15 protein-coding genes, 1 pseudogene and 2 other annotated features are annotated in these 18867 nt (G+C 45.7%); all 16 genes and pseudogenes read left to right on the top strand.

The features are described from left to right. Positions 1-2: 2 nt before the first annotated feature. The 16 genes and pseudogenes from B5G33_RS04035 to B5G33_RS04110 all read left to right on the top strand — a co-directional run bounded on the left by B5G33_RS04035 (position 3) and on the right by B5G33_RS04110 (position 18866). Positions 3-1241, top strand: a complete 1239-nt coding sequence (locus B5G33_RS04035; protein WP_087416836.1) for an NAD(P)/FAD-dependent oxidoreductase — start codon at positions 3-5, stop codon at positions 1239-1241. Between the two features lie 82 nt (positions 1242-1323). Further along, positions 1324-1577 (top strand) — a binding site (T-box leader). Positions 1578-2001: 424 nt separating this feature from the next. Then, a complete protein-coding gene (gene tyrS / locus B5G33_RS04040) occupies positions 2002-3225 on the top strand; it encodes a tyrosine--tRNA ligase (protein WP_087272009.1) in 1224 nt (407 codons plus the stop codon). 484 nt (positions 3226-3709) lie between these two features. Beyond that, the gene (locus B5G33_RS04045) at positions 3710-4399 is read left to right on the top strand and encodes a hypothetical protein (protein WP_087416837.1); all 690 of its coding nucleotides are present in this window, start codon (positions 3710-3712) and stop codon (positions 4397-4399) included. A gap of 35 nt (positions 4400-4434) precedes the next feature. Next, positions 4435-4717, top strand: a binding site (T-box leader). Positions 4718-4840: 123 nt separating this feature from the next. After that, positions 4841-6140: pseudogene (locus tag B5G33_RS22560) on the top strand (anthranilate synthase component I family protein). Further along, positions 6137-7741, top strand: coding sequence for a bifunctional anthranilate synthase component II/anthranilate phosphoribosyltransferase (locus B5G33_RS04055; RefSeq protein WP_087416838.1), 1605 nt, complete (start codon positions 6137-6139; stop codon positions 7739-7741). The pseudogene B5G33_RS22560 and the gene B5G33_RS04055 overlap by 4 nt, the downstream one beginning before the upstream one ends. A gap of 3 nt (positions 7742-7744) precedes the next feature. Next, positions 7745-8542, top strand: coding sequence for an indole-3-glycerol phosphate synthase TrpC (trpC, locus tag B5G33_RS04060; protein WP_204247338.1), 798 nt, complete (start codon positions 7745-7747; stop codon positions 8540-8542). Between the two features lie 37 nt (positions 8543-8579). Then, a complete protein-coding gene (locus tag B5G33_RS04065; RefSeq protein ID WP_242974500.1) occupies positions 8580-9137 on the top strand; it encodes a phosphoribosylanthranilate isomerase in 558 nt (185 codons plus the stop codon). A 4-nt stretch (positions 9138-9141) separates the two neighbouring features. Further along, positions 9142-10326, top strand: coding sequence for a tryptophan synthase subunit beta (gene trpB, locus B5G33_RS04070; RefSeq protein WP_087272027.1), 1185 nt, complete (start codon positions 9142-9144; stop codon positions 10324-10326). After that, entirely contained in the window at positions 10319-11095 is a 777-nt protein-coding gene (gene trpA, locus B5G33_RS04075; protein ID WP_087416840.1) for a tryptophan synthase subunit alpha, read from the top strand. The genes trpB and trpA overlap by 8 nt, the downstream gene beginning before the upstream one ends. 128 nt (positions 11096-11223) lie before the next feature. After that, positions 11224-12660, top strand: a complete 1437-nt coding sequence (locus B5G33_RS04080; RefSeq protein WP_087416841.1) for an acyl-CoA carboxylase subunit beta — start codon at positions 11224-11226, stop codon at positions 12658-12660. 14 nt (positions 12661-12674) lie between these two features. After that, positions 12675-13445 (top strand): OadG family transporter subunit, encoded by a 771-nt coding sequence (locus tag B5G33_RS04085; protein ID WP_087272035.1) that lies wholly within the window; start codon positions 12675-12677, stop codon positions 13443-13445. Positions 13446-13470: 25 nt separating this feature from the next. Then, positions 13471-13848 (top strand): biotin/lipoyl-binding carrier protein, encoded by a 378-nt coding sequence (locus B5G33_RS04090; protein ID WP_087416842.1) that lies wholly within the window; start codon positions 13471-13473, stop codon positions 13846-13848. 48 nt (positions 13849-13896) lie between these two features. Beyond that, on the top strand, positions 13897-15045 hold the full coding sequence (locus tag B5G33_RS04095; protein ID WP_087272041.1) for a sodium ion-translocating decarboxylase subunit beta: 1149 nt from the start codon (positions 13897-13899) through the stop codon (positions 15043-15045). A 47-nt stretch (positions 15046-15092) separates the two neighbouring features. Next, on the top strand, positions 15093-16505 hold the full coding sequence (locus B5G33_RS04100; protein WP_087272345.1) for an oxaloacetate decarboxylase subunit alpha: 1413 nt from the start codon (positions 15093-15095) through the stop codon (positions 16503-16505). Positions 16506-16638: 133 nt separating this feature from the next. After that, positions 16639-17571: a MurR/RpiR family transcriptional regulator gene (locus tag B5G33_RS04105; RefSeq protein ID WP_087272044.1), complete on the top strand. Its 933-nt coding sequence runs from the start codon at positions 16639-16641 to the stop codon at positions 17569-17571. A gap of 38 nt (positions 17572-17609) precedes the next feature. Beyond that, positions 17610-18866, top strand: coding sequence for an NAD(P)/FAD-dependent oxidoreductase (locus B5G33_RS04110; protein WP_087272047.1), 1257 nt, complete (start codon positions 17610-17612; stop codon positions 18864-18866). The last annotated feature ends 1 nt before the right edge of the window (position 18867 follow it).

Below are 18867 nucleotides of genomic sequence, written 5' to 3' on the forward strand. Positions count from 1 at the left end.
AGATGGAATATGTGATCTTAGGAGCAGGAGCAGCAGGCATTACTGCTGCAAAGACTATCCGGAAAGCAGACAAAAATGGAAAGATTACGGTGATCTCTACAGATACTCAGGTACATTCCAGATGTATGCTCCACAAATATCTGAGCCATGAAAGAGATGCTGCAGGGATCAGCTTTGTGGATCCGGACTTTTTCGAGAAAAATCAGTTCACCTGGCTGCAGGGAAAAACCGTAAACCGCCTGGATACCCAGGGGAAAAAGGTTTATACCGACCAGGGAGATGAAGTAAGCTATGACCGTCTTCTCATTGCCACAGGAGCAGAGAGCTTTATCCCACCGGTGGGAAATTTAAGAGAAGCTGAAAATGTTTTCGGACTCCGTCATTTAAGAGACGCCCAGGCTATTGATGAACTGGCAAAAAATGCTGAGAACATTGTGATCATCGGTTCCGGTCTGGTTGGCCTGGATGCAGCCTATGGTCTGATGGAGACTGGAAAGAAAGTATCCATTGTAGAGATGGCAGATCAGATCCTGCCCGTACAGCTTGATAAGACGGCGGCTTTTGAATATCAGAAACACTTTGAAGAAGCAGGAGCCCGGTTCTATCTGGGAAGAAAGGCTGCGGACACCATTATGGGAGAAGATAAGAACATTCATGAGATTGTCCTGGATAATGGAGAAAAGCTGGCCTGTGACCTGATCATTGTGGCTGCCGGCGTCCGCTCTGCAGTTGCAGGAATGGAAGGAGAAGGGATCGTCATTGACCGTGGAATTAAGGTAGACGATTATCTTCAGACAGGAGCCGAAGGAGTATATGCGGCAGGTGATGTAACCGGCCTTTCCGGTATCTGGCCAAACGCTCAGAAGCAGGGAGAAACGGCGGCTCTGAATATGTGCGGTTCTCATGTAGAATACACAGACCGTTATGCCATTAAGAATACCATTAACTTCTTCGGACTGGTTTCTATGTGTGTAGGTGTGATCCTTCCTCAGGAGGGCGATGTGGTCATTGCCAGAGAGGATTCCAGAAACTACAAACGTGTAGTCCTTCGGGATGGAAAGGTAGTTGGCGTTCTTCTCCAGGGAGATATTTCCCACGGCGGAATCTGGCAGTATCTGATCAAAAATCAGATTTCCATATCCGGGATCCAGAAAGATATCTTTGACCTGAACTTCGGAGATTTCTATGGTATTAAGGACAATGGAGAATACCAGTGGAGAATGAAAGCCATAAGCAGATAAACCGGATTACTGCGTCATTGCAAGTTGTTAAAGTGCCCTTGACAAAGCCGGCAAGGTTTCTGTATACTGGTCTTCGTAAATGAGAAAAGCGAAGATGGGAACAAGTAGTATGCAGAGAGACCTACAGAAAGGAGCCGGCAGATGAGAGGCCCAGGAGAACTGCAGTGCGAATACCTCCCGGAGCTTCACACCGAAAAGCAATGAGTAGGCTGTGACGTTTTGGTGTACGTTACAACACTTTGAGTATCGCGTAAGCTGTACTTGCAGAGGCAGGCAGTGTGAGCTGTCTGTGAATAAAGGTGGTAACACGGGAATCTATAAGCTCTCGTCCTTTTGTAACAGGAAGGACGGGGGCTTTTTATCATTGTGGGGACTGCCCTGTAAAAGTTTTGCAGAATATTTACTATGTTTTCTTGAACAGTCTGGGGAGCTATCGCATTAAACAAAATCGAGAATATTTATGTATTTTATTGCTCAGTCTGCGCCGCTTTGAGCCTGCAGTCTCAAAGCTGTGCTCGACAAATTCGCATAAAATACATAAATATTCCTGACACATGTTTAATGCGACAACTCCTGCTCGACAAATTTGCAGAAAACATAGCAAATATTCTCTGTAATTCTTCGAGGGCAGTTGAAAATGATAAAAGTTTGTGAGCTGTTTATCGGACAGACGATAGCGTCCTTCAGAAAAAAGCAAAAACTGTGGCAGCTGTTATTTGTATACTGCCATGGTCAAGTAAAGAGAAAAGGAGAATCTAAGATGAAAATTTATGAGGAATTGCAGGCCAGGGGGCTGATCGCACAGGTGACGGATGAAGAAGAGATCAGGGAATTGATCAACAACGGAAAGGCAACTTTTTATATCGGGTTTGACCCTACGGCGGACAGCCTTCATGTAGGGCATTTTATGGCTCTGTGTCTGATGAAGCGCCTTCAGATGGCGGGAAATAAGCCTATCGCTCTGATCGGCGGAGGCACCGGTTATATCGGGGATCCTTCCGGAAGATCGGATATGCGTTCTATGATGACAGCGGAGACTATTCAGCACAACTGTGACTGCTTTAAGAAACAGATGGAAAGATTCATTGATTTTTCTGATGGAAAAGCCCTTATGGTAAATAATGCAGAGTGGCTGTTAGATCTGAATTACATTGACTTTTTAAGAGAGGTAGGCCCTCACTTCTCGGTAAACCGTATGCTTACTGCAGAATGCTATAAGCAGCGTATGGAGAAGGGCCTGAGCTTTCTGGAGTTTAACTATATGATCATGCAGAGCTATGATTTCTACATGCTGTATCAGAAATATGGCTGCAATATGCAGTTCGGCGGAGATGACCAGTGGAGCAATATGCTGGGCGGTACAGAACTGATCCGGAGAAAGCTGGGCAAGAACGCCTGTGCCATGACCATTACCCTTCTTCTGAATTCTGAGGGCAAAAAGATGGGCAAGACCCAGTCCGGGGCTGTATGGCTGGATCCAAACAAGACCTCACCTTTTGACTTCTACCAGTACTGGAGAAATGTGGCAGACGCCGATGTGCTGAAATGTATCCGTATGCTGACCTTCCTTCCCCTGGAACAGATCGATGAGATGGATAAATGGGAAGGCAGCCAGTTAAATACGGCAAAAGAAATCCTGGCTTATGAGCTTACAGAACTGGTTCACGGAACCGAAGAAGCCCAGAAGGCCCAGGAAGCGGCAAAGGCCCTGTTTACCAGTGGAAATGCAGCAAATATGCCTTCTGCCCAGATTGAGGAGTCTGAGCTTACAGATGGAAACATCGACTTGATCTCCCTTCTGCACAAAAGCGGACTGGCTAATTCCCGTTCAGAGGCCAGAAGAGCTATTGAACAGGGAGGCGTAGCCATTGACGGAGAAAAAATTACAGATATCAAATATCTGGTTCCAGGAGAAAAACTTCAGGGAGAGGGAATTGTCCTGAAAAAAGGAAAGAAGAACTTCCGGAAGATTACATTAAAATAATAAAAGGTATTTTTGGAAAAAGCAGGGAGCTGTCACATTGATCAAATTCGGGAATATTTATACATTTTGCTGCTCAGCCTGCGCAGCTTTGAGCCTATAGTCTCAAAGCTGCGCTTGACAAATTCGCATAAAATCTATAAATATTCCTGATATATGTTAAACGAGACAGCTTCTTTTCTTTTGCAGAAAAGTGCAGGGAATTTTTGGCAAATCTGCCAGTTGTTTTTCGGATCTGATTGTAGTAGACTGAGAATCAGAGAGGCTGACAAATAACAAGTCTGTATCTGCATTTCATTTTTCAGCCGGAAAATACAGGATTTCTGATCTTTCATCATTTCACAGGTCTTTTTGCTTATCTATACTCTTTTTAAAAGAGATCTTTCAGATTCTGAAAAATTCCAGGGAAAATTTTTCTATCAGCCATATACTGCAAAAAAAGTATTCTCACCTTTGAGAAATGCACTGCAGACGGAAAAGAGGTTTTATGTTAAAAAAAGGTATTTTATTTCAGGGGCTGCCAAAGATGGAAGGAGGCGATTATCGGGACATCACCTATCTTTTTCTGTATGGACTTTCCAGAAATGTGCTTTGCAGGGCGAAGATCAGGGATATGAAAAGAGAATGGAGGGAATATCTGCTGGAAAAAGCAGACAGAAGCGCTTATCAAGCTCCGGTTTTCTGGAAAATGCTGAAGAAGGAAGAAAAAAAGTGTGCCAGAATTGTCCTTGGCCTTTTAGAAGATCTGCGGAATTGTGAAGACGTAAGGGCAGAAAAGGCTTGGGTCTGCCTCAGGTATCTGATACGTTCCGGATACCGGGCAGAAGAAGAATATCTGAGAGAGAAAAAAGAGATATTCTTTTCCAGTCTTTGGGAATTGGCCGGTGAAGAGAAAGGGGATATCCTTTTAAGAAGCAGCCGGATATGCATGTGTCTGCTTATGGCGGAGGAAGATCACAGAGAGATAAAAGCAGATAAGGGAATTTTTCTTTTTGAAGAGGGCATAAAAAAGACGGAAGAATTATGGAAAAATGGAGAAAAAACAACCACTGACAATTCTTTCAGAGATGAGAAGGCAGAATTTTTGCGTGTATGGATACCATTCTTTTTCTGTCTGAACAAGGCGCCGGCAGGATCTGCAAGAATTGGAAAAAAACAGACAAAAGTCTTGACATGAGAAAAATATATGTTATAATTCTACCAAATTAGAACTTTAAACCGTTGAACAAGAGTAGTAGGTAAAAATATTTGTTTACAGAGAGTTCCGGGGGGTGAGATCGGAACAGCAAGAGTTTTTATTGAATGGACTTGTGAGGGCAGCTCGAAATTTCTTGGGAAAGAGTAGACGCTGACGGGTGTACCGATCCGTTATCAGCAGGGAGTGTATGTCAGTACATGTAAAGAGTGGCCAGGAGTCTTTTTGTTTTATCAATAGAAGAAAAGAACAACTGGCAATTTGGGTGGTACCGCAGGAGATGATTCCCCTGTCCCAATAGAAGCAGAGACGCTTCTGTTGGGACAGGGGTTTTTTAATGCATTAATATTTCCCTATGCATTCAAAACTCCCAAAGGAAGTCCTTTACCGACATACGAAAATATCATTTAAGGAGGAATGTAAATGCTGAAACCTGATTATGCAACAGCCAGGAAACTGGCAAAGAACTATTCTGTGATTCCTGTATGCCGGGAAATCCTGGGAGACAGTACCACCCCTATTGCAGTACTGAAAAGACTGGCGGCAAAAAGCAGCCGGTATTTCCTTCTGGAAAGTGTAGAAGGAGGAGAAAAGTGGGGCCGGTATTCCTTTCTGGGATGTGATCCAAAGCGGAGGATTTTCTGTCAGAAGGGAAAGGTAAAGATCCAGGGACAAGAAGGAGCATACGAAACAACTGAGAAGCCTCTGAAAGCAGTGAGAAAACTGATGAAAAAATATAAGGCGCCGGTACTTCCGGATTATCCCCCTTTTACCGGAGGACTGGTGGGATACTTTTCTTATTCTGTCATTGGTCTGGCGGAACCGGTCCTCCATATAAAAAATGAGAAATTTCCGGATTTTGACCTTTTTCTTTTTGACAAGGTCATTGCCTATGATCATCTGAAACAGCGGCTCCTTTTTATGGTCAATATAAAAACCGATGATCTGGAAAAAAATTACCGGAAGGCAGAGGAGGAAATCGACAAGCTTCAGAAGCTTTTAGAAGAAGCTGAAGAAAAGCAGGAAGACTTAAGAGAGAAGATGGACTTCCAATCCTTCTCCCTATATGGTGTATTTTCACACAGAGGAGCTGGAACTGATGAGCACTTCACCGGAGACTCTTGTAAAGCTTCACAACGGAAAGGTGACCACCTTTCCTGTGGCGGGAAGCAGACCCAGAGGAAAGAATGAGGAAGAAGACAGAAGACTGGAAAAAGAACTTCTCCAGGACGAAAAAGAACTGTCCGAGCATAATATGCTGGTAGATCTGGGAAGAAATGACCTGGGAAAGATCTGCAGATTCGGAAGTGTGAAAGTGACAGAGTATATGGCTGTTCATAAGTATTCAAAGATTATGCATATCTGCTCTCAGGTAGAAGGTGTGATCCGGGAAGACAAAGATGCATTAGACGCTATCGAGGCGGTGCTTCCTGCAGGCACTTTGTCAGGAGCTCCTAAGATCCGGGCCTGCCAGATCATAGAGGAGCTGGAAAAAGAGGAACGGGGCATTTACGGAGGCGCCCTGGGATATCTGGATTTTACAGGAAATATGGATACCTGCATTGCCATCCGCATGGCGGTGAAAAAAGATCAAAAGGTTTATGTCCAGGCAGGAGGCGGTATCGTGGCAGACAGTATTCCGGAGAAAGAATACGAAGAATCCGCCAATAAAGCGGCGGCTGTGATCCAGGCCATCATTCAGGCAGAGGAGGAAGGAATATGATCTTAGTGATTGATAATTACGACAGCTTTACTTATAACCTGGTCCAATATCTGGGCACTATCCGGCCAGATATCCAGGTGGTCCGAAACGACCAGGTGACTCTGGAAGAAATCGAAAAATGGGATCCTTCCCATATCCTCCTTTCCCCGGGACCGGGCTATCCGGAGAAAGCCGGGATCTGCATAAATGTGGTGAAAAAATTTCAGGGAAAGATCCCTATACTGGGAATCTGTCTGGGACATCAGGCTATCTGCCAGGCATATGGGGCGGTGATCGCCCCGGCAAAAGAACTGATGCACGGAAAGAAAAGCCTGATAACCCTAAAACCGGACTGTTCCCTGTTTGCAGGACTGGCCGGGACTATAGAAGCAGCCAGGTATCATTCTCTGGCTGTAAAAAGAGATACCCTTCCGGACTGTCTGAAGATCACGGCGCAGACAGAAGACGGCGAGGTTATGGCGGTAGAGCATAAAGAATATCCTGTATATGGGCTTCAGTTTCACCCGGAGTCGGTGCTGACGCCAAAGGGAATGAAGATACTGGGAAATTTTGTAAAGATTGAGAGAAAGGAAAGAAAAGTTATGATAAAAGAAGCAATCCACACATTAATGGATGGAAAAGATCTGTCTTATGAGATGGCGAAAGGCGTTATGGAGGAGATGATGGACGGAACTGCTACCCAGGCCCAGATGGGAGCCTTTCTGGCGGCTCTGCGGATGCAGGGAGAGACCATTGATGAAATCACGGCTTTTGCCCAGGTTATGCGGGATAAGGGGATCAAGATCCAGCCTCAGAGAGAAGTTATCGATATTGTGGGTACAGGAGGCGATGAAGCTGGAACCTTTAACATCTCCACCACCTCTGCCTTTGTAGTGGCAGCAGGGGGAATTCCTGTGGCAAAGCATGGAAACCGGAGTGTTTCCAGCAAGAGCGGAGCCGCAGACGTGCTGGAAAAGCTGGGAGCCAATGTTTCCCTGGATCCGGAACAGAATGAAACTATTTTAAACCGTACAGGCATGTGCTTTCTTTTTGCCCCGGTATATCATTCTTCCATGAAATATGCAGCCCCGGTAAGACAGCAGATGGGTGTGCGGACAGTCTTTAACATTCTGGGGCCTCTTTCCAATCCGGCGGCAGCTACCATGCAGCTGTTAGGCGTCTATGACAAAAAGCTGGTAGAGCCTCTGGCAAAGGTCCTGGGAAATCTGGGTGTGACCAGAGGGGTGGCTGTTTGCGGAGCAGACGGCCTGGATGAGATCACCCTTACCGGAGAGACCCTGGTGTGTGAGATCCGGTTTGGAAAAGTAAAAAGCTATACCATTTCCCCGGAACAGTTTGGTATGGAGCGGTGTGATCTTTCCTGTCTGGTAGGAGGAGATCCTCAGGAAAACGCCAGGATCACCAGAGATATCCTGGAAGGAAGAGAGAGGGGGCCCAAGCGGAACGTAGTACTTTTAAATGCCGGCATGAGCCTGTATCTGGGCATTGACGGCATTACTCTGGAGGAAGGGATAAAGATGGCGGGCGAGCTTATTGACAGTGGAAAAGCTGCTGAGAAACTGGAAGAGTTTATCAAAGCCACAAAGGAATACGAGGTATAGAAAATGATATTAGAGAAAATTGCAGCTTCCACCAGAAAACGGGTGGAAGAAAGAAAAAAGGAAGTTCCGCTGGAGAAGATGAAAGCTCAGGCGGAAGCTATGGAGAAAAATACCGGCTTTCCCTTTTACCGGGCTTTGGCTCAGAAAGATATGTCCTTTATCTGTGAGGTAAAGAAAGCTTCCCCCTCCAAGGGAATTATTGCAGAAAACTTCCCTTATCTGGAAATTGCCAGAGAATATGAAAGGGCAGGAGCTTCTGCAATATCCTGTCTTACAGAGCCGGAGTTTTTCCTGGGAAAGGACCAGTATCTGAAAGAAATTGCCGGGGAAGTTTCTATTCCGGTCCTGAGAAAGGATTTTGTGATAGATTCCTATCAGATTTATGAGGCCAAGACTCTGGGAGCTTCTGCAGTGCTGCTGATCTGTTCCCTGTTAGGGGAAGAGTCCTTGAAAGAATATCTGAAGATTGCCAGGTCCCTGGGGATGACGGCCCTGACGGAAGCCCATGATGAAGAAGAGATCCGCCAGGCCCTCAGGGCGGGAGCTGATGTGATCGGGGTAAACAACCGGAACCTGAAAAACTTTACAGTAGATGTGGAAAACAGTCTGCGGCTTCGGAGATATATACCGGAAGGAATCCTTTTTGTGGCAGAAAGCGGTATTCACAGCCCTGAGGATATTTCCAGACTTCGGGAGGCTGGAGTGGACGCTGTGCTCATCGGAGAAGCCCTTATGAAAAGTGAGAACAAAAAGGAAATGCTGAACTGGCTGAAGAAAGGAGACATCAGTGACCAAGATTAAGATCTGCGGACTGAAGACAATAGAAGATATACAAGCCATGAACCGCTGGAAGCCGGACTTTGCAGGATTTGTTTTTGCATCGGGAAAGCGGCAGATCACACCTGGGCAGGCTGCAGAGCTTCGTAGGGCTCTTGATCCCAAGATCCAGGCGGTAGGGGTTTTTGTAAATGCTCCTCTGAAGGAAGCGGCTGTTTTGGCAGAGACAGGAGTGATCCAGTATATACAGCTTCACGGAGATGAGGACGCCGCCTATATGGAGGCTCTCAGGAAACAGACAGATAAGCCTCTGGTCAAAGCCGTGGCGGCCAGGAGCAGAGAAGAGATCCTGGAAGCTGAAAAACTTCCCTGTGAATATCTTCTCCTTGACGCTTACAAAAAAGGCAGCCCGGGAGGAAATGGGGAAACTTTTGACTGGAAGATCATTCCTCCCCTTAAAAAGCCCTGGTTTCTGGCAGGAGGCCTTTCTCCGGGAAATGTGGAGCAGGCCATAAAAACCTGCCGGCCTTTTGGCGTGGATGTCAGCAGCGGAGTGGAGATACAAGGGAAAAAATCCCAACAGCGGATCAGAGAATTTATAGAAAAAGTGAGAGGATAAGAATATGGGAAAAGGAAGATATGGAATTTTTGGAGGACAGTATATACCGGAAACCCTGATGAATGCCGTGGAGGAACTGGAGGAGGCTTATGCCAGATACAGTCAGGATCCGGAATTTCTGGAAGAGCTGGAGAATCTGTTGAAAAATTATGCGGGAAGGCCTTCTATGTTGTATTATGCAGAGAAAATGACCAGGGATCTTAAGGGAGCAAAGATTTATCTGAAAAGGGAAGATCTCAACCATACCGGTTCCCACAAGATCAACAATGTACTGGGGCAGGCCCTTCTGGCAAAGAAAATGGGAAAGACCAGGATCATTGCGGAAACAGGGGCCGGACAGCACGGAGTGGCAGCAGCCACAGCAGCAGCCCTTATGGATATGGAATGTGATATTTACATGGGAAAAGAGGATATGGACAGGCAGGCCTTAAATGTTTACCGTATGGAGTTGCTGGGGGCAAAGGTCCATGGAGTTTCCAGCGGAACGGGAACTTTAAAAGACGCAGTAAACGAAACTATGCGGGAATGGACCAGGAGAATGGAAGATACCCTCTATGTACTGGGATCTGTTATGGGTCCCCATCCCTTCCCTATGATGGTCCGGGATTTCCAGAAGGTGATCGGAAAAGAGATCCGGGAACAGCTTATGGAGAAAGAAGGCCGTCTTCCTGACGCGGTCATCGCCTGTGTGGGAGGAGGCAGCAACGCCATGGGAGCTTTCTATGAATTTATTCCCGATGAAAAAGTCCGCCTTATTGGCTGTGAGGCTGGAGGTCTGGGTATTGATACAGAGAAACATGCGGCGACTTTAAGCCGTGGGACCACAGGAATTTTTCACGGAATGAAATCCGTTTTCTGTCAGGATGAATATGGACAGATCGCTCCGGTATATTCCATATCTGCAGGGCTGGATTATCCAGGCATTGGACCGGAACATGCTCATCTGGCGAAAATCGGAAGAGCAGAGTATGTTCCTATAACTGACCGGGAAGCTGTGGAAGCCTTTGAGTATCTGTCCCGGACCGAAGGGATCATACCAGCCATAGAAAGCGCTCATGCAGTGGCTTATGCCAGAAAGCTGGCACCAAAGATGGGAAAAGACCAGATCATAGTGGTAAACCTCTCCGGAAGAGGAGACAAGGATGTAGCGGCAATCGCAAGATACAGAGGAGTGGAGATTTATGAGTAAGATTTCAGAAGCATTTAAAGACACCAAAGCATTTATTCCATTTATTACAGGAGGAGATCTTTCACTGGAGATCACAGAACAGCTTTTATATGCCATGGAAGAGGCGGGAGCAGATATTATTGAGATCGGGATTCCCTTTTCAGACCCTATTGCAGAAGGACCTGTGATCCAGGCCGCAAATGAGCGGGCTCTGGCAGCAGGCTGTACTACAGACAAGCTTTTTAAGACAGTGAAGAAAGCAAGAAAGAAAGTACAGGTTCCCATGGTTTTTCTTACCTATCTGAACCCTATCTATACTTACGGGAAAGAACGTTTTATGGAACGGTGCAGGGAATGCGGGATCCAGGGCGTGATCGTGCCGGACATGCCTTTTGAGGAGAAAGGGGAACTTAAGGAAGTCTGCAAAGAATATGGGATAGAGATTATTTCCCTGATCGCTCCTACCTCCAATGAAAGGATCGCGGCTATTGCAAAGGAAGCGGAAGGATATATCTACTGTGTATCTTCTCTGGGGGTTACAGGGGTGCGGGAACAGATTTCTACAGATATTAAAGGCATGGTGGATAAGGTCCGGCAGGTGACAGAGGTTCCCTGTGCAGTAGGATTCGGCATTTCTACACCGGAACAGGCACAGAAAATGGCGGCAGTTTCTGACGGGGTCATTGTTGGAAGCAGAATTGTGAAAATTGTGGAGGAATATGGAGAACATGCAGTGCCCTATGTAAAAGAATATGTTGAAAACATGAAAAAGGCGCTGAAAAAAAGCTGAGAAGATGTTAAATTATTATCATAGCCTATTGAAAAAAATCTTAAAAAAGAGTAAAATTAATACGCACGTTGGTTTTATTTATGCAGTGTTTTAAATGACCAAAATATTAAAAAACGGAGGGCTGATAAATGAGTAGTACAGCACAAAGCTTGGCAGGCAAAAGAATCTATTCTTTGCTTGATGAGAACAGTTTTGTTGAAATTGGCGGCTGTGTGACCGCAAGAAATACAGATTTCAACTTATCTGAAAAAGAAACGCCGGCAGATGGTGTCATCACCGGATACGGCGTCATTGACGGCAGTCTGGTCTATGTTTACAGTCAGGATGCATCTGTGTTAAATGGGTCTATCGGTGAGATGCATGCGAAGAAGATCGTAAATCTGTATGATCTGGCCATGAAGACAGGAGCTCCTGTGATCGGACTGATCGACTGTGCAGGCCTCAGACTGCAGGAGGCTACAGATGCCTTAAATGCTTTTGGCGAAATCTACACAAAGCAGGTAATGGCTTCAGGGGTGATTCCTCAGATTACGGGTATTTTTGGAACCTGCGGAGGAGGACTGGCAGTAGTCCCCGGACTTACAGACTTTACTTTTATGGAGAAAGATATGGCAAGACTGTTTGTAAATTCTCCCAATGCTCTGGAAGGAAATGATATTTCCAAATGCGATACTTCCAGCGCTCAGTATCAGAGCCAGAATGCAGGTCTGGTAGATGTGCTGGGAACAGAGGAAGAGATCCTGGCACAGATGAGACAGTTGATATCTATGCTGCCATCCAACTATGAAGATAATTCTGCATATACAGAATGCACAGACGATCTGAACCGGGTGTGCCCGGAACTGGCAAATTGTGTGGGAGATACTTCCATTGCACTGTCTCAGATCGCAGACAACAACGAATTCTTTGAAGTGAAAGCAGAGTACGCAAAGGATATGGTAACGGGCTTTATCCGCTTAAATGGAGCAACTGTAGGCTGTGTGGCAAACAGAAGCGAGATCTACAATGAAGAGGGAGAAAAGACAGATTCCTTTGATAATGTATTATCTGCAAGAGGATGCAAGAAGGCAGCACAGTTCGTAAAATTCTGTGACGCTTTTGAGATCCCTGTGTTGACTCTTACCAATGTAAAGGGATATAAAGCAACTAAATGCTCTGAGGCAAATATGGCAAGAAATGCGGCAGAGCTGACCAATGCATTTATCAGCGCTACTGTTCCAAAGGTAAATGTGGTGATCGGGGAAGCTTTCGGAAGCGCTTATCTGACTATGAACAGCAAATCCACAGGTGCCGATATGGTTTATGCATGGCCTTCTGCTCAGATCGGTATGATGGACGCAAAACTGGCAGCCAAGATCATGTATGCCGGATCTGACGTACAGACTATTAATGAGAAGGCAGCAGAATATGCTATGCTCCAGTCCAGCGCTCTTTCAGCAGCAAAGAGAGGCTATGTAGACACTATCATCGAGCCTCTGGATACCAGAAAATATGTCATCGGTGCTTTTGAGATGTTATTCACAAAGAGAGAAAATCGTCCTGACAAAAAACACGGCACGGTTTAAGCGAGGTGAAGCATATGAAGCAGATAGGAAAAAAATTAGGAGGACTCGTATCCTTAGGTATTCTGACCCTTACCCTGACTGCCTGTACCGGTTCCCAGGAGGAGATCAACGAAACAGTAGCAAATAATCTGTACAGCACCACTACCTCTACTATGGAGACTCTGGTTGCTTATGACAACGCAACCATGGAGCAGGCCATAGAAGAAAATCCCAATATGGACGATTTTACCAGGAGTGCTTTTCAGGCCTGGATGGATTCTTCAGAGGAACTGGGTGTCTATATCGGATTTGAAGATGTAGATCCTTCAGAGGCAGTAAGAAAAGATGGAAGCAACTATGTAGTGGATCTGGAAGCAGAATTTGAAAATGGTACAGCCGATGTTCAGATGGTTTACGACAGCAAGCTGAATGCGGACAGCATCGGATTCAGTATGCAGTATACCATGGGAGAGAAGATGCAGGATGCTGCCATGAATGCCGTAGTCGGCCTTGGAACAGTGTTTATCGTACTGTTCTTCTTGGTTTTTGTTATTTCTCTTTTTAAATATATACCCGGTCTTGTGGATTCTTTTGGAAAAAAGAAAACAGAAACCCCGGCCCCGGCTCCTGTTTCTGCAGCCCCTGCGCCTGCGGTTGTTCCTGCAGCAGAAGAGGAGGAAGTACTTACAGATGATCTGGAACTGGTGGCTGTTATCGCAGCAGCTATTGCAGCTTCTGAAAATACATCCCCGGACAGCTTTGTAGTCCGTTCGATCAGAAAATCAAAGAAAAATAATTGGCGTTAGCTGAAAGCCATAGGAGGAAAAGAATATGAAATCTTATACAATCACTGTAAACGGCGTTGCATATGATGTAACAGTAGAAGAAGGCGCAGGAAATGGAGCAGCACCTGTGGCCGCACCAAAAGCAGCACCAAAGGCCGCTCCCAAGGCAGCACCTGCTCCCGCAGCAGCACCTGCACCTGCAGCAGCAGGCTCTATCGAAGTAAAGGCTTCTGTACCAGGCAAAGTTTGCAGCGTGGCAGCCAATGCCGGACAGGCTCTGAAAGCAGGAGACCCTATCGTTGTTCTGGAAGCCATGAAGATGGAAATTCCCGTAGTAGCACCTCAGGACGGCACAGTGGCAAGCATTAACGTGGCAGTAGGAGACGCTGTGGAAAACGGCGATGTCCTTGCTACCATGAACTAAGCGCTATGGACTGTGTAAAGTCAAAGAAAAAATACGGGAGGTAAAAAAATGTCAAACATTGCAGATGTTGCGTCAAATCTTATCAGCCAGACCGCTTTTATGAATTTGACATTTGGAAATCTGATCATGATCCTAGTGGCGTTTGTATTCCTGTTCCTCGCCATTAAAATGGGGTTTGAACCCCTTTTGCTGGTGCCCATTGCATTCGGTATGCTTTTGGTAAATATTTATCCGGATATTATGATCTCAGCGGAAGAGGCTTCAAACGGAACACCGGGACTTCTGCACGTTTTCTATATCCTGGATGAGTGGAGTGTTCTGCCTTCTCTGATCTTCCTGGGAGTTGGCGCTATGACAGACTTTGGTCCCCTGATCGCAAACCCCAAAAGTTTCCTTATGGGTGCTGCAGCACAGTTAGGTATTTATGTGGCTTATTTCCTGGCGATCTTTATGGGATTCAATGGAAAAGCAGCAGCAGCTATTTCCATTATCGGAGGCGCTGACGGACCGACTTCTATTTTCCTGGCCGGCAAGCTGGGACAGTCGGGACTTATGGGAGCCATTGCAGTGGCAGCATATTCCTATATGTCTCTGGTTCCCATCATCCAGCCGCCTATTATGAAACTTCTTACAACAGAGGAAGAGAGAAAGATCAAGATGGAACAGCTTCGTCCGGTTTCCAAACTGGAAAAGATCCTGTTCCCTATCGTTATCACTGTAGTAGTATGTCTGATCCTGCCTACTACCGCTCCTCTGGTTGGTATGCTGATGCTGGGAAATCTGTTCCGTGAGTCAGGCGTGGTAAAACAGCTGACTGAGACAGCTTCCAATGCCCTTATGTATATCGTGGTTATCCTTCTGGGAACTTCTGTAGGAGCTTCCACAAGCGCAGAGGCTTTCCTGAAGATGGATACTCTGAAAATCGTTGTCCTGGGTCTGGTGGCCTTTGCCTTTGGTACTGCGGGAGGCGTGCTCCTGGGCAAGCTGATGTGTAAGCTGTCCCACGGCAAGATCAATCCTCTGATCGGTTCTGCCGGAGTATCTGCCGTACCTATGGCAGCCCGTGTATCTCAGAAGGTAGGCGCTGAGGCTGATCCTACCAACTTCCTGCTGATGCACGCCATGGGACCAAACGTAGCAGGCGTTATCGGTACAGCCGTAGCTGCCGGAACCTTTATGGCAATTTTCGGCGTATAGTAAAATCCGCATCAGCGGACATGGAAATATAAATGGAGGAAAAAAAGATGGCAGAAGTAGTAAAAAAACCTATTAAGATTACTGAGACGATCCTGCGTGACGCTCATCAGTCTCTGATTGCCACCAGAATGACAACAGAACAGATGATGCCTATCGTGGATAAACTGGATAAAGTGGGTTATCATTCTGTAGAATGCTGGGGCGGCGCTACCTTTGATGCATCCCTGCGTTTTCTGAAAGAAGACCCATGGGAAAGACTTCGTAAATTCCGTGACGGATTCAAAAATACAAAGCTTCAGATGCTGTTTAGAGGACAGAACATTCTTGGCTACCGTCCTTATGCAGATGATGTGGTAGAGTATTTTGTGCAGAAATCTATTGCCAACGGAATCGATATTATTCGTATTTTTGACTGCCTGAATGATCTGAGAAATCTGCAGACAGCAGTAAAGGCAGCGAATAAAGAAAAAGGACACGCTCAGGTGGCTATGTCCTACACTTTAGGCGAGGCTTATACCCTGGAATATTGGGTAGATCTTGCAAAAAGAATTGAAGATATGGGAGCCAACTCTATCTGTATTAAAGATATGGCAGGACTTCTCCTTCCATATGCAGCAACTGAGCTGGTAACAGCCCTGAAAGAAGCTGTTGATATACCAATTCAGCTTCATACCCATTATACTTCCGGTGTGGCTTCTATGACTTATCTGAAAGCAGTAGAGGCAGGGGTAGATGTAATCGATACGGCTATGTCACCCTTTGCTCTGGGAACTTCCCAGCCAGCTACAGAGGTTATGGTAGAGACCTTTAAAGGAACTCCCTATGATACGGGATTTGATCAGAACCTGCTGGCAGAGATTGCCGATTATTTCCGTCCGATTCGTGATGAGGCTCTGGATTCCGGCCTTCTGAATCCGAAGAACCTGGGAGTAAATATCAAGACCCTTCTGTATCAGGTGCCGGGCGGTATGCTTTCCAACCTGACTTCTCAGCTGAAAGACCAGCATGCAGAAGATAAATATTACGATGTTCTGGAAGAAGTTCCGAGAGTTCGTAAGGATCTGGGAGAGCCGCCTCTGGTTACACCATCTTCTCAGATCGTTGGTACTCAGGCCGTATTTAACGTGCTTATGGGTGAGCGTTACAAGATGGTAACAAAAGAGACAAAGGACGTTTTAAGCGGCAAATACGGCGCAACTGTAAAGCCTTTCAATCCGGAAGTTCAGAAGAAATGTATCGGTGATGCAGAAGTGATCACCTGCCGTCCAGCAGACCTTCTGGAGCCTGAACTGGATACTCTGAGAGATGAAATGGCTCAGTGGTCTGAACAGGAGGAGGATGTATTGACTTATGCACTGTTCCCACAGGTTGCTACAGACTTCTTTAAATACAGAGAAGCGCAGCAGACAAAGGTAGACCCGAAAGAAGCGGATACAGAAAACGGAGTATATCCGGTATAAGAGGTAAATAATTAAAAGAAGCTGCCTTCTGCAAGACCGGCTGGTTTTGCAGGGCAGCTCCTTTTGCTTTCTTCAGAAAATTGTGCTATGATAAAAAACATCTGAAAGAAAAAGAAAAGAAGAGGCACGGAAAATGAACAATACGGAACATCTGCTTGGCAGAATTAACCATCAATATCAGAGTTTCAGTAAAGGTCAGAAAAAACTGGCATCCTATATTCTGGATAATTATGATAAGGCGGCATTTCTTACTGCAGCAAAGCTGGGGGAGACAGTAGGAGTCAGCGAATCTACGGTAGTGCGTTTTGCTATACATCTGGGCTACAAAGGATACCCGGAATTTCAGAAGGCTTTGGAAGAACTGGTACGCAATAAACTGAATTCTATACAAAGGATGGAAGTGACATATGGAAAAGTACCTCAGTCAAAAATCCTGGATACGGTACTCCATTCAGATATAGACAAAATCAAGCTGACTCTGGAAGGAATTGACCATCAGGCATTTGAACTGGCCATAGAGCTTCTTCTTTCAGCCAGAAACATTTATGTTGTGGGAATCAGAAGCTGTGCTCCTCTTGCCAGTTTTATGAGCTTCTATTTGAACCTGATCTTTGATAATGTACGGCTTTTAACTACCAGTAGTTCCAGCGAGATCTTTGAGCAGATGATTCATATAAGCGAGGAAGATGTAATTGTGGGTATCAGCTTTCCAAGATATTCTATGCGAACCCTGAAAGCTCTGGAATTTGCCAATAACCGGAAAGCCAGGGTGATTACCCTTACAGACAGCGTTCATTCCCCTATGAATCTATATTCTTCTTGTAATCTTATTGCAAGAAGTGATATGGCTTCTATTGTGGACTCTCTGGTAGCTCCATTAAGCGTGGTCAATGCTCTTGTGGTGGCCTTGAGTATGAGAAAACAAAAGGAAGTAGTGGAGCGGTTGGAATCTCTGGAAAAAATATGGGATGAATATCAGGTTTATAATAGCGACGAGATCAATCCTGCAGATAATCAGGAAATAGAGCTGCTGGACCCGGAACATGGAACCAGGCAGACTGACTGAAGCGAAAGGAAAAGGAGCGGGCATTAAAGGAGCAGTTTATGGAAAAGATAGTAATCATAGGAGGCGGTGCGGCTGGCATGGCAGCCGGTATTTTTCTAGGGGAACAGGGACACAAGGTTCATATTTTTGAAAAAAATGAAAAGCTTGGAAAAAAACTGTTCATTACGGGAAAGGGCAGATGTAATCTGACAAATTCCTGCGATGAAGAGGCTTTTTTCCAGTCTGTAGTGACAAATGCAAAATTTCTTTATAGTTCTTTTTATGGCTTTACAAACCAGAATGTAATTTCTTTTTTTGAAGACCTGGGACTGAAGCTCAAGGAGGAACGGGGAGGAAGGATTTTTCCTGTGTCTGATCATTCCTCAGATGTTATAGGAGCTCTGGAGAAAAAGCTCCATCAGCTGGATGTGAAGATACATTTAAAAAGCCAGGTTCAGGAAATTTGGACAGATGAGGATGGAGAAGGAGAGAAAAAGGTAAGAGGAGTGCTGCTGGAAAATGGAGAGAAGATAGAGGCAGACAGGGTGATTGTAGCTACAGGCGGCTGCTCCTATCAGGCTACAGGCTCTACTGGGGATGGCTACCATTTTGCACGAGCCACTGGACATACTGTTACGGAAATTCGTCCTGCTTTGGTTCCGATAGAGACAGAAGAGGCCTATATTACCAGTATGCAGGGACTTTCTCTGAAAAATGTAGAGCTGACCATAAAGGATGGAAAAAAAGTCCTGTACAAAAATTTTGGAGAACTTTTGTTTACGCATTTTGGAATGTCCGGTCCCCTGGTGCTTACCGCCAGCTCATATATTGGAAAACGGCTGCAGAAGGGCTCTCTGCTGGGAACACTGGATTTAAAGCCGGCCTTGACCAGGGAACAGTTGGATAGGCGGCTTTTGAGAGAATTCGAGGAAGGGACAAATAAGCAGTTTAAAAATATAATAAACAGCTGGTTTCCTGCAAAGCTTTATCCTGTAATGCTGGAGCTGGGAGGGATCGCCCCGGAGAAAAAAGTTCATGAGATTACAAGAGAAGAGAGAAATGCTTTCCTTGAGAAGGTGAAGAATCTGCCTTTTACTATTACAGGACTGCGGGGATTCAATGAGGCTATTATTACCCAGGGAGGAGTCAAAGTAAAGGAAATTGATCCAGGGACTATGGAGTCAAAAAAGGTGAAGGGCCTTTATTTTATTGGAGAGGTGCTGGATGTAGATGCCGTTACCGGAGGGTTTAATCTGCAGATCGCCTGGTCTACAGCAAAAGCGGCAGCCAGAGAAAGCGAAAGGAAAAGGAGTTAGA

The organism is Blautia sp. An81, from assembly GCF_002161285.1.
Lineage (GTDB): Bacteria > Bacillota > Clostridia > Lachnospirales > Lachnospiraceae > Blautia > Blautia ornithocaccae.

Coding starts and splice junctions, on each gene's coding strand:
- B5G33_RS04035 (WP_087416836.1), top strand. CDS start 3: ATGGAATATGTGATCTTAGGAGCAGGAGCAGCAGGCATTACTGCTGCA.
- tyrS (WP_087272009.1), top strand. CDS start 2,002: ATGAAAATTTATGAGGAATTGCAGGCCAGGGGGCTGATCGCACAGGTG.
- B5G33_RS04045 (WP_087416837.1), top strand. CDS start 3,710: ATGTTAAAAAAAGGTATTTTATTTCAGGGGCTGCCAAAGATGGAAGGA.
- B5G33_RS04055 (WP_087416838.1), top strand. CDS start 6,137: ATGATCTTAGTGATTGATAATTACGACAGCTTTACTTATAACCTGGTC.
- trpC (WP_204247338.1), top strand. CDS start 7,745: ATGATATTAGAGAAAATTGCAGCTTCCACCAGAAAACGGGTGGAAGAA.
- B5G33_RS04065 (WP_242974500.1), top strand. CDS start 8,580: ATGAACCGCTGGAAGCCGGACTTTGCAGGATTTGTTTTTGCATCGGGA.
- trpB (WP_087272027.1), top strand. CDS start 9,142: ATGGGAAAAGGAAGATATGGAATTTTTGGAGGACAGTATATACCGGAA.
- trpA (WP_087416840.1), top strand. CDS start 10,319: ATGAGTAAGATTTCAGAAGCATTTAAAGACACCAAAGCATTTATTCCA.
- B5G33_RS04080 (WP_087416841.1), top strand. CDS start 11,224: ATGAGTAGTACAGCACAAAGCTTGGCAGGCAAAAGAATCTATTCTTTG.
- B5G33_RS04085 (WP_087272035.1), top strand. CDS start 12,675: ATGAAGCAGATAGGAAAAAAATTAGGAGGACTCGTATCCTTAGGTATT.
- B5G33_RS04090 (WP_087416842.1), top strand. CDS start 13,471: ATGAAATCTTATACAATCACTGTAAACGGCGTTGCATATGATGTAACA.
- B5G33_RS04095 (WP_087272041.1), top strand. CDS start 13,897: ATGTCAAACATTGCAGATGTTGCGTCAAATCTTATCAGCCAGACCGCT.
- B5G33_RS04100 (WP_087272345.1), top strand. CDS start 15,093: ATGGCAGAAGTAGTAAAAAAACCTATTAAGATTACTGAGACGATCCTG.
- B5G33_RS04105 (WP_087272044.1), top strand. CDS start 16,639: ATGAACAATACGGAACATCTGCTTGGCAGAATTAACCATCAATATCAG.
- B5G33_RS04110 (WP_087272047.1), top strand. CDS start 17,610: ATGGAAAAGATAGTAATCATAGGAGGCGGTGCGGCTGGCATGGCAGCC.